Genomic DNA, 16,863 nt, shown 5'->3' with positions numbered 1-16,863 from the left:
ATCAATATCCTGCTCCATATTCCTCAATTCGTACTACATCATTTTCATTCAAATAAACACCAGTACGAACTTCAATTAATTCCAGAGAGATACTGCCCGGATTTTCTACCGAGTGAGCCACACCTACTGGGATATAAATAGATTCATTCTCTGTTATCAGGACGGTCTGATTACCTTTAGTCACTTTTGCCGTTCCTGAAACCACCACCCAGTGCTCTGCACGATGGTAATGTAGTTGCGTTGCCGTTTTTTCACCCGGTTTAACGGTAACGGCTTTAACATGATAACGCGCCCCTTCAGCGATGGTATCGTGATGGCCCCATGGTCGGAAAACTTCTTTATGCTGCAAATACTCAGACCGTCCTTTTTGTTTTAATAATTCAACGATGTTTTTGACGTTCTGGGTATTATTTTTATCGACAACCAGGACCGCATCTTTAGTTTCAACTACGATCAGGTCATTCACCCCCACAACGGCAACCAAGCGACTTTCAGAGTGAATGTAGCTGTTGGTTGATTGATCGACCATCACATCACCGCGCAGTGCATTCCCATCAACGTCCTTGTCGCTGACACTCCAGAGGGCGGACCAGGAACCGATATCATTCCATTGTGCATCCATGGTCACGACCACAGTGCTAAGGGATTTCTCCATAACGGCATAATCAATAGATACATTCGGGCAATTGAGGAATTCCGTTTTATCAACGCGAGTAAAATCCAGATCATTATGAGCACCGGCTATGGCCCGTGAGCATCTGTCATAGATATCAGGGGATAACTCTTTCAGGGCATTGAGATAAACTGAAGCTTTAAATAAGAAAATGCCCCCATTCCAGTAATAATTTCCTGAATCAACATATTCTGTGGCTCTAACGACATCCGGTTTTTCAACGAATTCACTCACCATAAACGACATATCATCAATTCTATCGCCACGGCGAATATAGCCATAACCCGTTTCCGGGCAATGAGGAACGATCCCAAAAGTTACTAATTTATCATTGGCTGCATGGACTACAGCACTCATCACAGAATGCTGAAATGCCGGTGTGTTTTCAATAAGGTGATCGGCTGCTAGCACTAAAAGCAGCGGATCTTCCCCCTCATTAATTGCTTTGAACGCCGCCAGCGCAATGCCCGGTGCGGTATTTCGCCCCTCAGGCTCAAGCAAAATGCTGCGATAGGCGATGTTTTCCTTGCGAAGCTGTTCCGCCACCACAAAACGATGTTCTTCATTACAGATAAACATCGGATCGGAGTGAGGTATCCCCGTTAGTCTCTCCACGGTGTCCTGGAGCATGGTCGAAGAAGAGGTTAATGATAAAAATTGTTTAGGATAAAGCGCTCGGGATAAAGGCCATAACCTGCTCCCAGAGCCACCTGCCATAATTACAGGAAGAATATTGTTAGTCATATTTACACTTAAAATAGTAAACGTTAAGAGTTAACTTTTCTTTCAATCAATTCTAGGTAGATGTCAATCCATTGATCTACAATTAATTCAATTGAAAATTTATTTTCTATCCGCTTTCTCCCGGCATAACCGAGCGCATCACGCTCACTTAAAGGGAGTTGCAAGTAGTGAGCAATTGCTTCCGCAAGGGCGACAGGATTTTTAATCGGGACAAGCATGCCACATGGACCGATCACATCTTTAACCCCGCCTGAGTCCGTGCCAATGGCTAGTCTATTGCAGGCCATGGCCTCTGCCACCACCAAGCCGAAGCCTTCCCACTGTGAGGCAAGGACAAATACATCAGCAATATTGAATAGCTGCTCTACGTCGTCTCGTGCGCCCAGGAAAAGCACATCTGCTGAAAGATCATAATCCTCAACCAAACTTTTTAATGCAGCTTCTAAAGGGCCAGTACCAACGATGACAAGTTTAGTCTTATTCATCAGTAGGTTATTTTTCACCAAGTGATTGTATGCATCGATAAGGTTTGGGTAATCCTTGGCATCAACCAAGCGACCGACGCTAAAAATCACATCAGTATTAACGTCTATTGACAGATCGCTTCGGATGCTCTCTCTTAAAAAATGAGAATATTTGAATTTATTAGTATCTATTCCGTTATAGACAGCAACCATATTACCCGCTGAAACAGCTTTTTTTTTCACAAAGGCGGCTACGGCATCAGGACTGACATTCGTAGAGAGATCAGGGATATTTTCTGTCAGCCTGTATGCTAACATTCTTAATGCGCCACCTTCATTAGAATTGTGGGCCGTTGATATCAAAACTGGAAACGATTTAAACAAACGAAGCAGCCGTGAAAGTACGTTGGCATGGAACATATGACTATGTACAATATCAGGTTTGAACTCAGATATAATTTTCGAGGCTTTAAATAGCGCAGAGACCATACTCAGAGGATTTTTCGACATACTTAAGCTTTTGATGGTAATTTTATCATCAACCGCAACCTGAACTTCTCCGGATAAAGATATAATTAAAACTCGGTTCCCACGCTGAACCATTTTCGCTGCCAGCAATGCCAGTTGCATTTCCGCCCCACCGACACTCATACCGGTAATAACATAAATAATATTCATATCATTTAACTCACTTTCCTGATTTTCTTTTTCAGGAAATGATATTTAGCCAGAGAATTAGCCAGTATGGAATCACCAAAGACCTTCCCGACGGCAATAATAGAATAGACTTTAACGATGCGAATGAAAATTGCCAGGTTATAATTTGATATACCATTATTTCTTCTGGTCTGTAGGGAATTTTTCAACGTAAGAATGTAGGTATTCCTGTTGGTTGAAATACCTCCGTACCCCATACGAACGATAGGAGTATCAGCACCAATAAAATGTGGAGGATTGCCTTGCCACAGGCGAAGGCATCTTAGTAGTAAGTCTGCATCCGCAGTGACACGAAGAGTCAGATCAAACTTCTCATCTTTGATAAATCCACGTGAATATATAGCGCTCATAACAGGTATCGGCAACTTACATCTTATATAATTGAAGGCAGGAGAGAATAAATTATACCAAGGTTCACCGCTGCCACCAGTAATATCACCACCGGGTCCTTCAGACTGAATTGTCCCATAAATAATCGGAGCATTGTTACTCTGAGGAATACCATCAACGAGTACCTTCAAGGAAGTAGGTGTACTGAAACAATCATCAGCGCCAATGAAATTTATCCATTCGCCACACGATAGCGAGAGGCCTTTATTCCATGCATCATAGATTCCTTTGTCAGGTTCAGAGACGAGTTTGATGCGAGGATCGGTATAACCTCTTATAATATTCAAACTATTATCTGTTGAGGCACCATCAACAATAACGATCTCGAAATCTTCAAAGGTTTGTTCTAAAATACTATCAAGACATTTTTCAATGCAAACCGCTACATTATAGGTTGCAATAATAATACTAATCTTTTTGTTTGTCATCGCACTGAACCTCGTTAAAATACTTACCACTTCCAAAAGCAAGAAACACACCAAAGGTTAAAGAGAAAAACACTCTGGAAAAGGAATTAAAAGGATGCATGGAAAATATAATTATTGCCTGAAGAAAGGCTAAAGAAACAAAATCTGCTCTGCGTCCCGGAATAAATGAAATTCGTTGTGTTGTTTTACTCACCATTCTAATTAAAAAAAGGAAAATCATTACAGTCGGAATGAAACCAAAAAAAACAAAAAGCATAATAAGAAAGCTATGTGGATCATTCGGAATTGCAGGATTCATTAGGTAAACTGCTTTATACTGCCCAGCATTTTCCTGGAAGAACGTTACTGTAGGTGCACTTACTAAGAAGTCATAAAACTTATTAACACCCCAGTAAATCATACTTGAGCGTTCGATATTACTACTGGTAGCAGATAAAATCGGCTCACGATAAGAAAAGAAATATAGACCAAGTAAGTACATGACACTCAGATAGCTTAATGGTACCGCGACAAAGACAAGTGTCATTCTCCTTTTGATCGAAAATTTCAAAAAAATACAAAAGAATGCCAGTATGCAAAATAAAATTTGCCCACGATAACTGGTATACACACTTTGCAAAACATCAATCAAAATGCATAAAACAAGCAGACCTTTAAGATTGTCGCCCTTTGAATAAACCGAAACCAAAATAAGAGAAATAAATGACACAGGTAAAAAGCTGAATTTATCGAGATGCCCTGTAACAAAAAAACTCTGAATGGAGCAGGCAATTAAAAAAAACACCAAAATCATTGGTGAATATCGACTAAAATGATAACTAAAATAGATTAAAAAACAACACATAGCTAACTTAACTACGCCAAATAGATACTCACCATTGGTATTAAATGCTGCAATAAAAGCAATAAAAACCAACATTGAAATAAAAATAAGGTGATTGTAACTTATTCTAATACAGGGCAACTTTTTTATCAGTGTTAATGCACCGACTAATGCCAATGTAACTTCAATAAAATTAACAAAAAAATCCTTATCCATTTACCCCCCTATTGACCTTCCAAAGTTTTAAAATTCCGGGGAGGTAATTTAACTGCATTAATGGATAAATGAATTTCGCATAAGCAATGTAATTCACACCAAAATTAGCAGCAATCGCCGTTGCGACCATTGTCATAGCACCTGCGAACAAGTTCACCTTAGCAACAAACTTGGACTCACCGATACCTAACATAATGAAATGGAATATGCTGAGAGAGGAAAGTAGTCCGTAGGACAAGGAGAGTACATTCAACGTCATATAGTTTTCATCAGAAAATGACTTTGATATCCACAATGTTAATATTTGCTGGCTGAAAAAAAACAGAACAAGACATGGTAACGCTGATAGCACTGCAGCGGTAATAGCCATGGCGAACCACTTGTTGGGAAATTTACCTAATGAGTAATAACGCGAAAAAATAGGCATTAGGATTTGGTTCGCCGCTGCCGGTACGCTGAAAGCGAGCTGCGCCAATTGAATGCAAGGAGTATAAGAAGCCAGTTTGTTCACGCCTAGAACAGCAGGAATTAGCAAACGATCGAATAAGCTAAGCGATGTTCCTCCCACAAGCTGGACAAACATCCAGCGAGACTCGATATATCTCGCTCTAAATGCTTGAAAGCTGAAAAGTGGAAAAATGGTTGATCGGATGACGAATAATGAGAAAAAGATATATTTTACCAGTGCCTTTAGTACTATAGCAAAACAGGTGAAGAGCATTAGATGATGAGTGTAGACACCAAGTATAACAGTAGCACCCCAGAATACTCTGCCGATGATTTCCATCGAAAAAGAATAGTGAAATAACTCATAGCCTTTTGTTGCATTAGTGAAAAGATTATCAATTTCGTTAAATAGGCCTGATACAACACAAAGCATAATAAATGTTGCTGTTATCGTTTCCCCATTGAGGAAAGAAGAGGCGATAAAAGTGCCTATCAGTAACGCAGAAAATATTGTCAATATCAAAGCAAACGATGATGACACAATTTCTTTTACTTTTTGAAAATGATTAAGAGCCAGTGACTCAGAAATAGCTTTCGCTATCCAGGCGGTAATTCCTAAACAGGCAACTTGGGAAAACATAGATACAGCAATGAGCAGCACCCATAGTCCATAGTTTATTTTGCCGAGGGTGGTGATGATGTAAGGTGTCAGTAAGAAGAGTATCAATGGCCCTAAGAATTGTTCAGCGACCGGTGGAATTAATTTTTTTATTATAAAGCCTTTAAATTTCTTTGGGATCATCATTTTATCTTAACTTACTATAGAGCCAATCTAAGATAGGATTATAAATAATAAGGTGAGCATCAATAAGTGCTCACCTTAATTTTATAAAAAATAATTACCTAAGCAAATCATGTAGATACCTGATCTCTTTGCTTAAATCGACCTGATGATTACCTACAAACAATCCATTTTTATCAATGTACTCTGCATCGGTGATCTCACCGGAGACTGTATAATCGAAGAACTTGAGAACCTCTTCGTTTTTGAGAAAATTGCCCGTCACAATAGGACGACATTCCACGCCGGCTTCAACGAGTTTTTTTACCAGTTCAGCGCGAGTCACTTTTGCATTCTCTTTCAGGATCAGCGCAAAACCAAACCAGCTACTTTCACCGGTCTCTTGCTGAATATCAATGTATTCGTGATCGCTGAAAAGTTGTTTGAACAAAATTGCATTTTTGCGACGCACATTAATAAAACCTGGTAGTTTTTTTAGTTGCTCGATGCCAATCGCTCCACTCATCTCAAGAGGGCGAACGTTATAACCTGGCAGAACAAACTTAAATGACTCCTCGAAAGGATCGCTGCTCTTCTGGCCTGAAACATGATTAAATTCAGGTAAGTTACGAGTCCAGCCATGCGCACGAATACAGAGTAAAATATGGTAAAGTTCTTCATCATCTGTCACCACACACCCACCTTCCATTGTGGCGATATGATGCGAGAAAAAGGAACTAAAGGTTCCCATTATTCCGTGTGTCCCTGCCTGCTTACCATTGAAGGTCGCACCCATCGATTCGCAATTATCTTCAAGAACGAAGATATCCTTACCTTTTATCAGCGCATTAATCGCATCAAAGTCATTTGGATTACCCAAGAGGTTGACGGTAAGGATAGCTTTAGTTTCATTGGTAATTGCTGCCTCAAGTTTTTTGAGGTCAATATTTAAAGTCTCCTTGTCAATATCAACGAACTTCACTTTCAGGCCATACTGCTGAAGTGGGAAATAAGTGGTTGACCAGGATACCGCAGGAACGATAACTTCATCACCTCGCTTCAGTTTGGCCACTTTAGTGAAAAATAGTGCAGCAATCATCAGTAGATTAGCCGTTGATCCCGAACTGACCATCACCGCATATTTAGAGCCAAAGAACCGGGCAAAATCCTTCTCGTAATCTTTAACAGACTGGCCCATTGTAAACATATTTGAATCAACGACGCGCTGGATTGCACTAAGCTCTTTATCATCCCACGTGCTACTTGCTAAAGGAAAATTGATCATTTTACTATCTCATCTAAAAAGTACTGATATGTTTTGGCAACACCTTGTGAGAGATCAGTTTTACTTTTCCAACCGAACTCAGTCAATAATGTGTTATCGATAAGCTTTCTCTTCATTCCAACCGGCTTGGTAAGATCGTGCTTGAAAGTCCCTTTATACCCGGTAATTTTTGCAATCGTTTTATAGTAATCATTAATTGAATAGTCATGGCCTAGCCCGACGTTTAAATTTTGTGGCATTACAGTAAAATTATCGATGGCATAGAAGACAAAATCGGCAAGATCTTCAGCATACATAAATTCGCGACGCGCTTCACCGTCGCCCCAGATATCGACGAATTCACTTTTCTCTTTCACAGCCACAACGAATTTTCTAATCACAGCAGGAATCATATGAGAGTTAGTTTCGTCAAACTTATCGTATTTACCATACAGATTACAGGGGATAATAGTCTTGTACTCCAGGTTTACATGTTCTCTCGAGATATACTCACAAAGACGTGCAGCAGCGACTTTTGCTAATGCATACCCTTCATTAGTTGGCTCTAGTTCACCTTTAAGAATCAGGTCTTCACTAAGCGCATGCTCGATATTCCTAGGATACATACATGAGCTTCCCATGTTCATCAGCTGCTGAACACCACTCTCTCGAGCTGCGGTAATCAGGTTAATGCCCATCAACATATTTTCGACAAAGAATTTAACCGGATTATTGATATTCGCCTGAATTCCACCTACTACACCTGCCGCATGGATAACAAAGTCGGGCTTATGCTCAGAAAGGAATTTATCAACCTCAGATTTATCAAGTAAATTGAGATCTTTACTTGAAGGGTTCATAAAATCGTAATTTTTGGCCTTATCATGGTTAAGAATATTTTTCCCAACCATACCTCTTGCGCCAGTAAGGAGAATCTTCACCATAATACCTTATTTATTTTCAACGGATATAGACACGTCATAGCCATGGTCTTTCAGTAATGCAATTGATTTAGCCTGTTTCAAATCGTTCTGAATCATCTCTGCACACATTTCGTTGACAGTGATTTCCGGTACCCAGCCCAATTTAGCTTTGGCTTTAGCTGGATCACCCAGCAAGGTTTCGACTTCGGCTGGGCGGAAATATTTTTCTGCAACCCGGACAATAGTGTCACCCACCTTAACTGCAGTATATTCGATGTTATGGATAGCCTTCACCACAGCCACCTCGTTCACACCATTGCCCCGGAACTCCAGTTCGATACCCAGTTCAGCCGCCGACATACGCACAAACTCCCTTACTGAAATTTGTTTACCGGTTGCAATAACGAAATCTTCTGGCTGATCCTGCTGCAACATTAGCCACTGCATACGTACGTAATCTTTGGCATGCCCCCAGTCGCGTAAAGAGTCCATATTCCCCAAATAGAGGCATGACTCCAGACCCTGTGAAATATTCGCTAATACACGGGTAATTTTACGGGTAACAAAAGTTTCACCACGACGAGGTGATTCATGGTTAAACAAGATACCGTTACAGGCATACATACCGTAAGCTTCACGGTAGTTAACAGTAATCCAGTATGCGTAAAGTTTTGCTACTGCGTAAGGGGAACGCGGATAGAACGGTGTAGTTTCTCTTTGTGGTGTTTCCTGGACCAACCCGTAAAGCTCTGAAGTGGAAGCCTGATAGAAGCGAGTTTTCTTCTCTAAGCCCAAGATACGAATTGCTTCTAAAATACGCAGTGTTCCGATAGCATCAACATCCGCAGTATATTCAGGAGAGTCAAAAGAAACAGCAACATGTGACTGCGCACCCAGATTATAAACCTCGTCAGGTTCGATTTCCTTAATCAAGCGAGTTAAATTAGAAGAGTCGGTCAAATCACCATAATGAAGAACGAAGTTTTCAGGTGTGACGTTTTCAGACTGAGAAATATGATCTACGCGTTGGGTGTTGAATGACGATGAACGCCGAATAATACCGTGCACCTGATAGCCTTTATTCAGTAGCAATTCAGCAAGATATGAGCCATCCTGCCCGGTAATTCCTGTAATCAGCGCCTTTTTCATAAAACCTCTTTAAAAATTTATCATCTGGCAGCAATTTGCCATTAAAAAATGCTTAGCGTATGTTCATAAGTTATATACATAGATGTATGTCTCCCTCATGAACCTCTCGTTTTTGTATATAGTGAAATTCAGTTACAAACATCTTCAATAATAGCCAGGTATTTATCAATGACGATTCTTTCATCAAACTGGTTTTCGATTTTTTCCCGACCTCTTAATCCCATGTTAACTCTTTCTTGATGAGAGAGATTAATTATCATTTCCATTTTCTCTGAAAGATCAGCTACCGATCTCGATTGGCAAAGATATCCCGTGATGCCATCATCTACTACGTCCCGACAACCGACATTATCTGTAGTGACTATAGGTTTACCCATAGCAGCCGCCTCTAACAAAGATTTTGGTACACCTTCACGATAATAAGATGGAAGGACAATACAATCGACATTTTTTAAAATTGACTCAACATCATCGACAGGTCCTGAGTAATCAATATTACCTTCATTAACCCAGAATTCAATCTGTTCTCTGGTGACGGATCTTGGATTACTAGCATCGGTAAAACCGATCAGTAAAAAACGCACATCATCTTTATATCTTGCTTTCAAGTTACTAGCGGCCTGTGCATATTCAAAAATACCTTTCTCAATCAGTAATCTTGCAACAAGAGCGAAAACAACCCTTCCATCATCAGCTACTTCGCACAGCCCAAACCGGGTAAGATCGACACCCGATCCCGGTAAGATATCAAAGCCAGAGATATTGATATTAGCTTCGTCAAATATTTTTTTATCTTCTTTATTTTGAAAGAAAACGAAAGTCGCTCTCTCTTGACTAAATTTGTAGAGTTTTTTCACCAAACAGGTCAGTAGATTTTTTTTAACAAATACAGCCCCTAAACCTGCGATATTATTAATCGATTTAATATCATTCATGTTTGCAGCAATGGTGCTGTAAATATTATTTTTCGGTGTGAAATTCAATACAGCGGAGACTCTATTTTTTCTATAAAAATTGTAAAACTGTACAATGCTTTTTATATCCTTGATGAAATTTGTACCGCTCTTATCTATATCAATATGTTTAAACTCACAACCTAATGTAAGTAAACGATCAGTATAATCATCTTGTGGCGCAAGTACAGTAACATTATACCCCTGCTTCAACAGTGATATGATGGTATTTTTTCTGAAATTAAAAACATACCAGCTTGTATTTGCAGTTATAACGATTGTTTTATTATTTTTTGCATACACAGATAATAAGCTCCGATGACATTAAAAAAACATTACTTAAAAACAAAAAAACGTTCACTACTAGATGATATTACATTTGAAAATTACATCTACTTTAACAAATCAATTTTTATTAAAACTTTATTATTTTTACGTTAGCTTAGTCTGTATGTCTGTCCTGCGTTCACTAGCGCTCTCGAATCACTTAATCTTACTGGCAGATTGTTAGCGTTATCACACATAAAAAAGTAAATCGCTTGTCGACTCTATTAAAACTCTTCGAAGGAGTAGAAAAAACCACCGAAAAAGAAGCATCCATTGATTCAATAATGGCTAAAAGCATGCACTCCTAATAGGAGAGGAATTTAACAATATCGGACAGAGAGAGGTTTTATATACGGATTTACACCACACTAAGAAATAGCCCCCCCAAATAATTTATTTCATACAGTCATGGAAATATTATCATTCTTAGCTGCTGATATTTTTGATAGCAAATTAATAATTTTAAGATATAAATAGAAAATAATTAATATTAAAAAAAAGCTTATTGATGAAGAAACGTTTAGTTTCTCGATAAATATACCGATCATTGCTAAGGCTATTGATAGAACTGTTGGTATGAATAGCGAGATATGCGCACTAAATCCGCACCTTAATAGTATATGATGAAAATGTTCTCTATCAGGTCTAAATGGACTACAGCCTTTTTTCACTCGCGCCATCATCACGCGAATCATATCCATAAGAGGAACTGCTATCAACCATAGTGCTGTCACCGGCCACATGACAGCTTCTGGCCCTTGGCTGGCGACGATCAGTAACCAGATCACGGTAAACCCTATCAACATGCTGCCAGCATCCCCCATAAACACTTTGAATTTTTTGCCCCACGGGATACCCAAGTTAAGAAGTATATAGGGCAGGCAAGCAGCCATAAGACTCAGGCACCACTTGGCGATGTTATTGCTTCCCCCTAACCAGAAAACAATTCCCAACGCTCCTAAAGTAACACAGGAAAGTGACCCCAACAGGCCGTCAATGCCATCAACCATATTGAATGCATTAATCGCCCCGATCACGGCAAACACTGTCACCATGTAGCCGGCAGCCCCCAACACCAGCGGATAACCAAACAGCACGTTGCCCAGCGAAGAGAGATACAGCCCTTGCAACATCATTATGCCTGCAACTCCCACCTGTAAAAGCACACGCGGTAATACGGGAAGGTCAAAACGATCGTCAAGTCCCCCCACGATAAGCAGCAGCGTAATACAGCACATATAGGCAGGAAATTCTGGCAGCCACCCTGGTTGCAGACCGAACAGTAACCATATCGAAAAATAGATGGACACCCCGCCCACAAGCGGGATACTGCCCTTGTGATGCTTACGTGCATTGGGTTTATCGACTAATCCGACACGCCGCGCGACTTTACGAGCCATAAACAGCAGCACTAACGCGCCTGGAAAAAGGAGAACGATATCTTGCATATTAGTATCCGCGCTCACGAAGTATAAGTATGTTTTTATTCAGACTCCACGCTACCGCCCCTGACTATAGCTGCCAGATCGCTCTATTTGCAGTCGCCCCTATAAGCGTAGTCGGACTATGCTATGAGACGCGTTCCATTTTCCCAGGAATACTCCCAGAAACAATTTCACATATGCCTTAACGTAAAGAGGGGTAATTCTCATACTTAGCCTACGACGGCACAAGCTTAATCTACCCGGTTTTTGACTTACGGTGTTTTTTTGGTTGGATAATGTACGCTTGCGTTGCAAAATGTGCGTGTTTTTAAAACAACTTCAGTGTATTCATCGCTTCAGGTCATTTTTTGGACCTGATGCGATTGAAATATAAAACAACCTCCCTGTGCTCAGTAAAACAAAAAACTCCCTGAGACGGGAGTTTTTTGTATAATACTTAAGCTAATTTAATCAACGATATCCGTTAGGATTGTTCGACTGCCAGTTCCAGGTATCGCGCATCATCTCATCGATACCGCGTGAAACACGCCAGTCCAGCTCTTTGTCCGCCAGCGAGGCATCTGCCCAGAACGCCGGAAGATCGCCATCACGGCGCGGTGAGATCTGGTAAGGCACAGGCTTGCCTGCGGCTTTTTCAAAGGCTTTGACCATTTCCAGCACCGAGTACCCTACCCCGGCACCGAGGTTGTAGGCTTTATAGCCATCAACCGCAGCAATATGATCCAGCGCTTTCAGATGGCCTTCAGCCAGATCCATTACGTGAATATAGTCGCGTTCACCGGTGCCATCTTTCGTTGGGTAATCACCACCAAATATGCCCAGTTTCTCAAGACGGCCAATGGCCACCTGAGCAATATACGGCAGCAGGTTGTTCGGGATACCGTTCGGGTCTTCGCCAATTTGACCAGACTCATGCGCACCCACCGGGTTGAAATAACGCAGCGCGATGGTTTTGAATTCCGGGTTCGCTTTGGCATAGTCGCGCAGGATCTGCTCAACCATTAGCTTCGAGGTGCCATACGGGCTGGTTGTGCCGCCAATCGGCGTGGTTTCCACATAAGGAACCGGCGCATCGGCACCGTAGACGGTAGCAGAAGAGCTGAAGATAAACTGATTCACGCCAGCTGCGCGCATCTCTTCCAGCAGCACCAGCGTACCGGTAACGTTATTCTGGTAGTACTCCAGCGGTTTGCGGGTGGATTCGCCAACGGCTTTCAGCCCGGCAAAATGAATCACGGCATTGATGCTATTGCTGGAAAAAATGTCGCGCAGGCAGGCACGGTCGAGGATATCCCCTTCGCAGAAGGTGGCAGTTTTGCCCGTCAGTTTCTCTACACGGTTAATCGACTCGCGAGAGGCATTGCTCAGGTTATCCAGTACGACAACATCATCGCCACGTTGCAGCAGCGACAACACGGTATGAGAACCGATGTAGCCCGCCCCGCCCGTTACTAAAATTGCCATGTTGACTCCTTCAGACCACGCCCGGCGCGGTCATTATCAATGAGATTACTTAGCCAGAATTTTTTGGATTTCTTCACGGAACTCGCGGCCCTGAGCATGGTTACGCAGGCCCCAGGTCACAAATGCTTTCATGTAGCCCAGTTTACGACCGCAGTCGAAGCTGTCGCCGCTCAGCAGATGCGCATCAACAGGCTGCTTCTTGTTCAGGTTGGCAATCGCATCGGTCAGCTGATAGCGGCCCCAGGCGCCTGGCTCAAGGTTTTCCAGTTCGGCCCAGATATCTGCAGACAGCACATAGCGACCCACCGCAGCCAGGTCGGAGTTCAGCGTTTGTGGTTGATCTGGTTTTTCCACGAACTCAACAATAGAGCTTACCTTGCCAGGGAAGTCCAGCGGCTCCCTGGTGGTGATGACGGAGTATTCCGACAGGTCAACATCCGGCATATGGTGCGCCAGTACCTGGCTACGACCCGTTTCTTCAAAGCGTGCCACCATCGCGGCAAGGTTGTAACGTAGCGGATCGGCACTGGCGTTATCCAGCAGCACATCCGGCAGTACCACCACGAAAGCCTGATCGTGCAGCATCGGGCGGGCGCATAACAGGGAGTTGGCCAGGCCCAGCGGCTGCGGCTGGCGCACGTTCATGATCGTCACACCCGGCGGGCAGATAGACTGCACTTCACTCAGGAGCTGACGTTTCACACGCGCTTCGAGCAGGGCTTCCAGCTCATAGGACGTATCGAAGTGGTTTTCAACCGCATTCTTGGATGCATGAGTGACCAGGACAATTTCCTTGATACCCGCAGCGACACACTCGTCGATGATGTACTGAATCATCGGCTTGTCGACAACAGGTAACATCTCTTTAGGAATGGCTTTTGTAGCAGGGAGCATATGCATACCGAGACCCGCAACTGGGATAACTGCTTTAAGCTTGGTCATATTTTTTCCATATAAATGAAGTAAAAAACGTTCACTGATTATGCATTAAAGAGATGATTCACAAGTATAATCTTAATCTGAAAAATAAGCAGCCAGGGCCAGCCATAAAAAAGGCCACCCTCCAGGTGACCTTATATTTATTACCGACTTATAAGATACCGGCGAACCATTCCGGTCGGATAAACAGGTCGTAATAACTGACCAATGCCATGATCCCGACAAACACCACCGCCACCGACATCCACTGGCGCGCGTAAGGAAGGAACGGAATGCCAATGACCGGTTTGATGAAGAACGGATGGGCAAAACCGGAGATCAGCACCTGAGAAATCGACAGCGTCAGCGCCACATACCAGACGTTCGGCCAGATCCAGGTCGTTGCCAGTACCATCACCACGATGATGCTCGCCACCACGTTCCACCAGAACTCAACGTTGGTGCGGCCGTTGGCCTGAGAAATCGCGCCGGTCAATCCCCCCATCGGACGCAGCATACCGAACAGCAGCATCAGTGGGATCAGATGCCCGACCGCCTCATGCGCCGGGCCATAAAGCACGCGCACCACCACCGGAGAAAGGATGCCAATCGCCAGGTACATCAGGCTGCTGAACAGCATGATGACAAAAGTGCCTTTCAGGAACAGCTTCTGCAACTGCGCTGGCTCGTGCTGTTTCTCAGCAAAGCGTGGTAGTGCCAGGCGATTAATGACTGGCGTCACCAGTTTCAGGGGTTGCAGCACCAGCTCTTTCGCCAGCGAGTACACCCCGAGCATTTCCGCCCCCATCACTTTACCGACAATCAGGGAGTCGGCCTGGGTACGTAACTGGTTAATTGTCTGCGAACCCAGCTGATACACACCGTACTTCATCGAACTAAAGAACGTCGATTTATCAAACTCGAAAGTCGGCCGCCAGGACTTCTCACCAAACCAGATCATGCACAGAATGCGCATCGCGGCATTGGCAAACAGGCCAAGGATCACCGCGGAGACATTGAGCGGCGAGTAGTAAAGCAGCCCCACCGTCAGCACAAAGGCAAGAAACTTAGTGACCATTTCGATCTTCGCCAGCAGCACCATGCGTTTGGCTTTAACGAAATGCGCCTGATACTGCGACAGCGATCCCAGCACCAGGAAGTTGATGCTGGTCAGCATAATCAGCCCGGTGAGTTCCGGGATGTGGTAGAAATGTGCAATCGGCCAGGCAATGGCAATCAACAGCAATCCGGTCAGCAGGCTGAGTAACACGTTCACCCAGTAGATGGTGCTCTGCTCTTTGCGAGTAATGTTCTGGCGATGCACGATGTAGCTGCTCATCCCCATATCCTGCAACACCATTGCCACAGCCAGAATGGCGTTGATAATCGCCAGAATGCCCAGTTCGTGGGTTTCCAGCTTACGCGCCAGCACCCCAAGCTGTATCACCTGTAACACGGCGGCGAAACAGGTCCCCCCAAACAGCCATACGGCCTGATTTTTTAAACTACTCACGCTAATCGCTCCAGAATCTCTGCCAGCTCGCGGTAAGCGATGTGCTGGTTAAATTCGGTTTCCACCTTGTGACGTGCGGCCACCACCACCGGTGCGACATCTGCCTCACCCTGTGACAGCTTCAGCAGAATGGCGGCCAGGGCTTCGGCATCGCCCTCGGGTGCCAGCCAGCCGGAGACATTATGTTCAATCAGTTCAGGAATACCGCTGTGCTCGCTGGACACCACCGGCAGCCCAACGGCCATGGCTTCCATCAGCGCCACCGGAATGCCTTCCATATCACCATCCGCTGCCGTCAGGGACGGCAGCAGGAAGATATCGGCTTCATCGAGATAGCGTTTGATCTCTTCCTGCGGCTTAAAGCCGACCATTTTCACGCAGTCAGCCAGATCGGCCGCCGCGATGGTGGCACGCAGTTCCTCTTCGAGGTCGCCGTTACCGACAATGGTGTACTCAAACTGCCCGCCCTGGGCCTTGAGGATTTTGCAGGCCTCGATTGCCACGCCCAACCCTTTCTTCTCGGTGAGGCGCGCCACGGAGAGAATGCGCAGCGGCTGATGGAGCGAATCCCTGATTTTGAGATTGAATTTCTCCGGCTCGATGCCCATACGCGTCACATGGATCTTCTCCGCCGGGCAGCCCATGCTGATCAGCTTGTTTTCCCACAGATGGCTAATAGGCAGCAGCAGCTCGGTCTGGGTAAACAGGCGCGCATAGTCTTCTTTATGCTCGTCGAGGATATGGCGGCGTGAAATATCGGCACCGTGGAACACGGTCGCCTGTTTGCCCTGCAACACCTTCAGCTCACGCAGTTTGTTAGCGAGCGCCCCGGCATAACCGAAGTGCACCAAAAATACATCGGCAACGAAGGGGGTTTTGTTGGCGGCAACAATCGCCGGTAACAGCAGCTTGCTGGACTGGGCGCCGTAGCGCCCGATATTGAAGGATTTTAACGTGGCGGTATTGAGAATTTTCGGCAACACGATTTGCAGACGCTGTTTCAGCTTATCCGTATTGCTGACCTTCTCTTCCGGCAGCAGATAATGGGTCTTCTCAGCCAGATTATAGCGGTCAAACGCACCGTGCCGGTTGACCAGGTCACCCGGAAATACCGAAATGACCTCAACGTCGTAGCCGATATCAATAAAGTGCGTTACCTGGTTCAGTACGAAGGTTTCCGAGGAAACCGGAAATCGCATCGTGAAAAATGTCAGTTTCATTGGC

Annotated in this window: 14 protein-coding genes; all 14 read right to left on the bottom strand. The window is 44.0% G+C overall.

Annotated features, from left to right (window positions below; translation table 11 throughout):
- Position 1: 1 nt before the first annotated feature.
- The 14 genes from ACFL9S_RS10780 to ACFL9S_RS10715 all read right to left on the bottom strand — a co-directional run bounded on the left by ACFL9S_RS10780 (position 2) and on the right by ACFL9S_RS10715 (position 16,859).
- Complete coding sequence (locus tag ACFL9S_RS10780; protein WP_405261859.1) at positions 2-1,417, bottom strand: mannose-1-phosphate guanylyltransferase/mannose-6-phosphate isomerase; 1,416 nt, start codon at positions 1,415-1,417, stop codon at positions 2-4.
- A gap of 23 nt (positions 1,418-1,440) precedes the next feature.
- On the bottom strand, positions 1,441-2,559 hold the full coding sequence (locus ACFL9S_RS10775) for a glycosyltransferase (RefSeq protein WP_405261858.1): 1,119 nt from the start codon (positions 2,557-2,559) through the stop codon (positions 1,441-1,443).
- A 5-nt stretch (positions 2,560-2,564) separates the two neighbouring features.
- The gene (locus ACFL9S_RS10770; protein ID WP_405261857.1) at positions 2,565-3,416 is read right to left on the bottom strand and encodes a glycosyltransferase family 2 protein; all 852 of its coding nucleotides are present in this window, start codon (positions 3,414-3,416) and stop codon (positions 2,565-2,567) included.
- Positions 3,397-4,455 carry a hypothetical protein gene (locus ACFL9S_RS10765; protein ID WP_405261855.1) on the bottom strand — a complete coding sequence of 353 codons (1,059 nt, stop codon included), beginning with the start codon at positions 4,453-4,455 and terminating at the stop codon, positions 3,397-3,399. The genes ACFL9S_RS10770 and ACFL9S_RS10765 overlap by 20 nt, the downstream gene beginning before the upstream one ends.
- A complete protein-coding gene (locus tag ACFL9S_RS10760; protein WP_405261854.1) occupies positions 4,448-5,707 on the bottom strand; it encodes a polysaccharide biosynthesis family protein in 1,260 nt (419 codons plus the stop codon). The genes ACFL9S_RS10765 and ACFL9S_RS10760 overlap by 8 nt, the downstream gene beginning before the upstream one ends.
- A 94-nt stretch (positions 5,708-5,801) precedes the next feature.
- Positions 5,802-6,968 carry a DegT/DnrJ/EryC1/StrS family aminotransferase gene (locus ACFL9S_RS10755; RefSeq protein ID WP_405261853.1) on the bottom strand — a complete coding sequence of 389 codons (1,167 nt, stop codon included), beginning with the start codon at positions 6,966-6,968 and terminating at the stop codon, positions 5,802-5,804.
- Positions 6,965-7,891, bottom strand: coding sequence for a GDP-L-fucose synthase family protein (locus tag ACFL9S_RS10750; protein WP_405261852.1), 927 nt, complete (start codon positions 7,889-7,891; stop codon positions 6,965-6,967). The genes ACFL9S_RS10755 and ACFL9S_RS10750 overlap by 4 nt, the downstream gene beginning before the upstream one ends.
- Before the next feature lie 6 nt (positions 7,892-7,897).
- The gene (gene gmd, locus ACFL9S_RS10745; protein ID WP_405261851.1) at positions 7,898-9,019 is read right to left on the bottom strand and encodes a GDP-mannose 4,6-dehydratase; all 1,122 of its coding nucleotides are present in this window, start codon (positions 9,017-9,019) and stop codon (positions 7,898-7,900) included.
- Positions 9,020-9,147: 128 nt separating this feature from the next.
- Positions 9,148-10,275 carry a glycosyltransferase family 4 protein gene (locus tag ACFL9S_RS10740; protein WP_405261850.1) on the bottom strand — a complete coding sequence of 376 codons (1,128 nt, stop codon included), beginning with the start codon at positions 10,273-10,275 and terminating at the stop codon, positions 9,148-9,150.
- A 422-nt stretch (positions 10,276-10,697) separates the two neighbouring features.
- Positions 10,698-11,747: a UDP-N-acetylglucosamine--undecaprenyl-phosphate N-acetylglucosaminephosphotransferase gene (wecA, locus tag ACFL9S_RS10735; protein WP_405261849.1), complete on the bottom strand. Its 1,050-nt coding sequence runs from the start codon at positions 11,745-11,747 to the stop codon at positions 10,698-10,700.
- A gap of 447 nt (positions 11,748-12,194) precedes the next feature.
- Positions 12,195-13,208, bottom strand: coding sequence for a UDP-glucose 4-epimerase GalE (gene galE, locus ACFL9S_RS10730; RefSeq protein WP_405261848.1), 1,014 nt, complete (start codon positions 13,206-13,208; stop codon positions 12,195-12,197).
- Between the two features lie 45 nt (positions 13,209-13,253).
- Complete coding sequence (gene galF, locus ACFL9S_RS10725; protein WP_405261847.1) at positions 13,254-14,150, bottom strand: UTP--glucose-1-phosphate uridylyltransferase GalF; 897 nt, start codon at positions 14,148-14,150, stop codon at positions 13,254-13,256.
- A gap of 148 nt (positions 14,151-14,298) precedes the next feature.
- Positions 14,299-15,639: a lipopolysaccharide biosynthesis protein gene (locus ACFL9S_RS10720; protein ID WP_405261846.1), complete on the bottom strand. Its 1,341-nt coding sequence runs from the start codon at positions 15,637-15,639 to the stop codon at positions 14,299-14,301.
- On the bottom strand, positions 15,636-16,859 hold the full coding sequence (locus ACFL9S_RS10715; RefSeq protein ID WP_405261845.1) for a glycosyltransferase: 1,224 nt from the start codon (positions 16,857-16,859) through the stop codon (positions 15,636-15,638). The genes ACFL9S_RS10720 and ACFL9S_RS10715 overlap by 4 nt, the downstream gene beginning before the upstream one ends.
- Positions 16,860-16,863 lie beyond the last annotated feature (4 nt).

The sequence above is a fragment of the Erwinia sp. AnSW2-5 genome, assembly GCF_045107195.1.
Classification (GTDB): Bacteria; Pseudomonadota; Gammaproteobacteria; order Enterobacterales; family Enterobacteriaceae; genus Erwinia.
Note: the sequence above shows the minus strand (reverse complement) of the source record. Positions and strands in the feature narration are given on the sequence as shown.

Coding starts and splice junctions, on each gene's coding strand:
- ACFL9S_RS10780 (WP_405261859.1), bottom strand. CDS start 1,417: ATGACTAACAATATTCTTCCTGTAATTATGGCAGGTGGCTCTGGGAGC.
- ACFL9S_RS10775 (WP_405261858.1), bottom strand. CDS start 2,559: ATGAATATTATTTATGTTATTACCGGTATGAGTGTCGGTGGGGCGGAA.
- ACFL9S_RS10770 (WP_405261857.1), bottom strand. CDS start 3,416: ATGACAAACAAAAAGATTAGTATTATTATTGCAACCTATAATGTAGCG.
- ACFL9S_RS10765 (WP_405261855.1), bottom strand. CDS start 4,455: ATGGATAAGGATTTTTTTGTTAATTTTATTGAAGTTACATTGGCATTA.
- ACFL9S_RS10760 (WP_405261854.1), bottom strand. CDS start 5,707: ATGATGATCCCAAAGAAATTTAAAGGCTTTATAATAAAAAAATTAATT.
- ACFL9S_RS10755 (WP_405261853.1), bottom strand. CDS start 6,968: ATGATCAATTTTCCTTTAGCAAGTAGCACGTGGGATGATAAAGAGCTT.
- ACFL9S_RS10750 (WP_405261852.1), bottom strand. CDS start 7,891: ATGGTGAAGATTCTCCTTACTGGCGCAAGAGGTATGGTTGGGAAAAAT.
- gmd (WP_405261851.1), bottom strand. CDS start 9,019: ATGAAAAAGGCGCTGATTACAGGAATTACCGGGCAGGATGGCTCATAT.
- wecA (WP_405261849.1), bottom strand. CDS start 11,747: ATGCAAGATATCGTTCTCCTTTTTCCAGGCGCGTTAGTGCTGCTGTTT.
- galE (WP_405261848.1), bottom strand. CDS start 13,208: ATGGCAATTTTAGTAACGGGCGGGGCGGGCTACATCGGTTCTCATACC.
- galF (WP_405261847.1), bottom strand. CDS start 14,150: ATGACCAAGCTTAAAGCAGTTATCCCAGTTGCGGGTCTCGGTATGCAT.
- ACFL9S_RS10715 (WP_405261845.1), bottom strand. CDS start 16,859: ATGAAACTGACATTTTTCACGATGCGATTTCCGGTTTCCTCGGAAACC.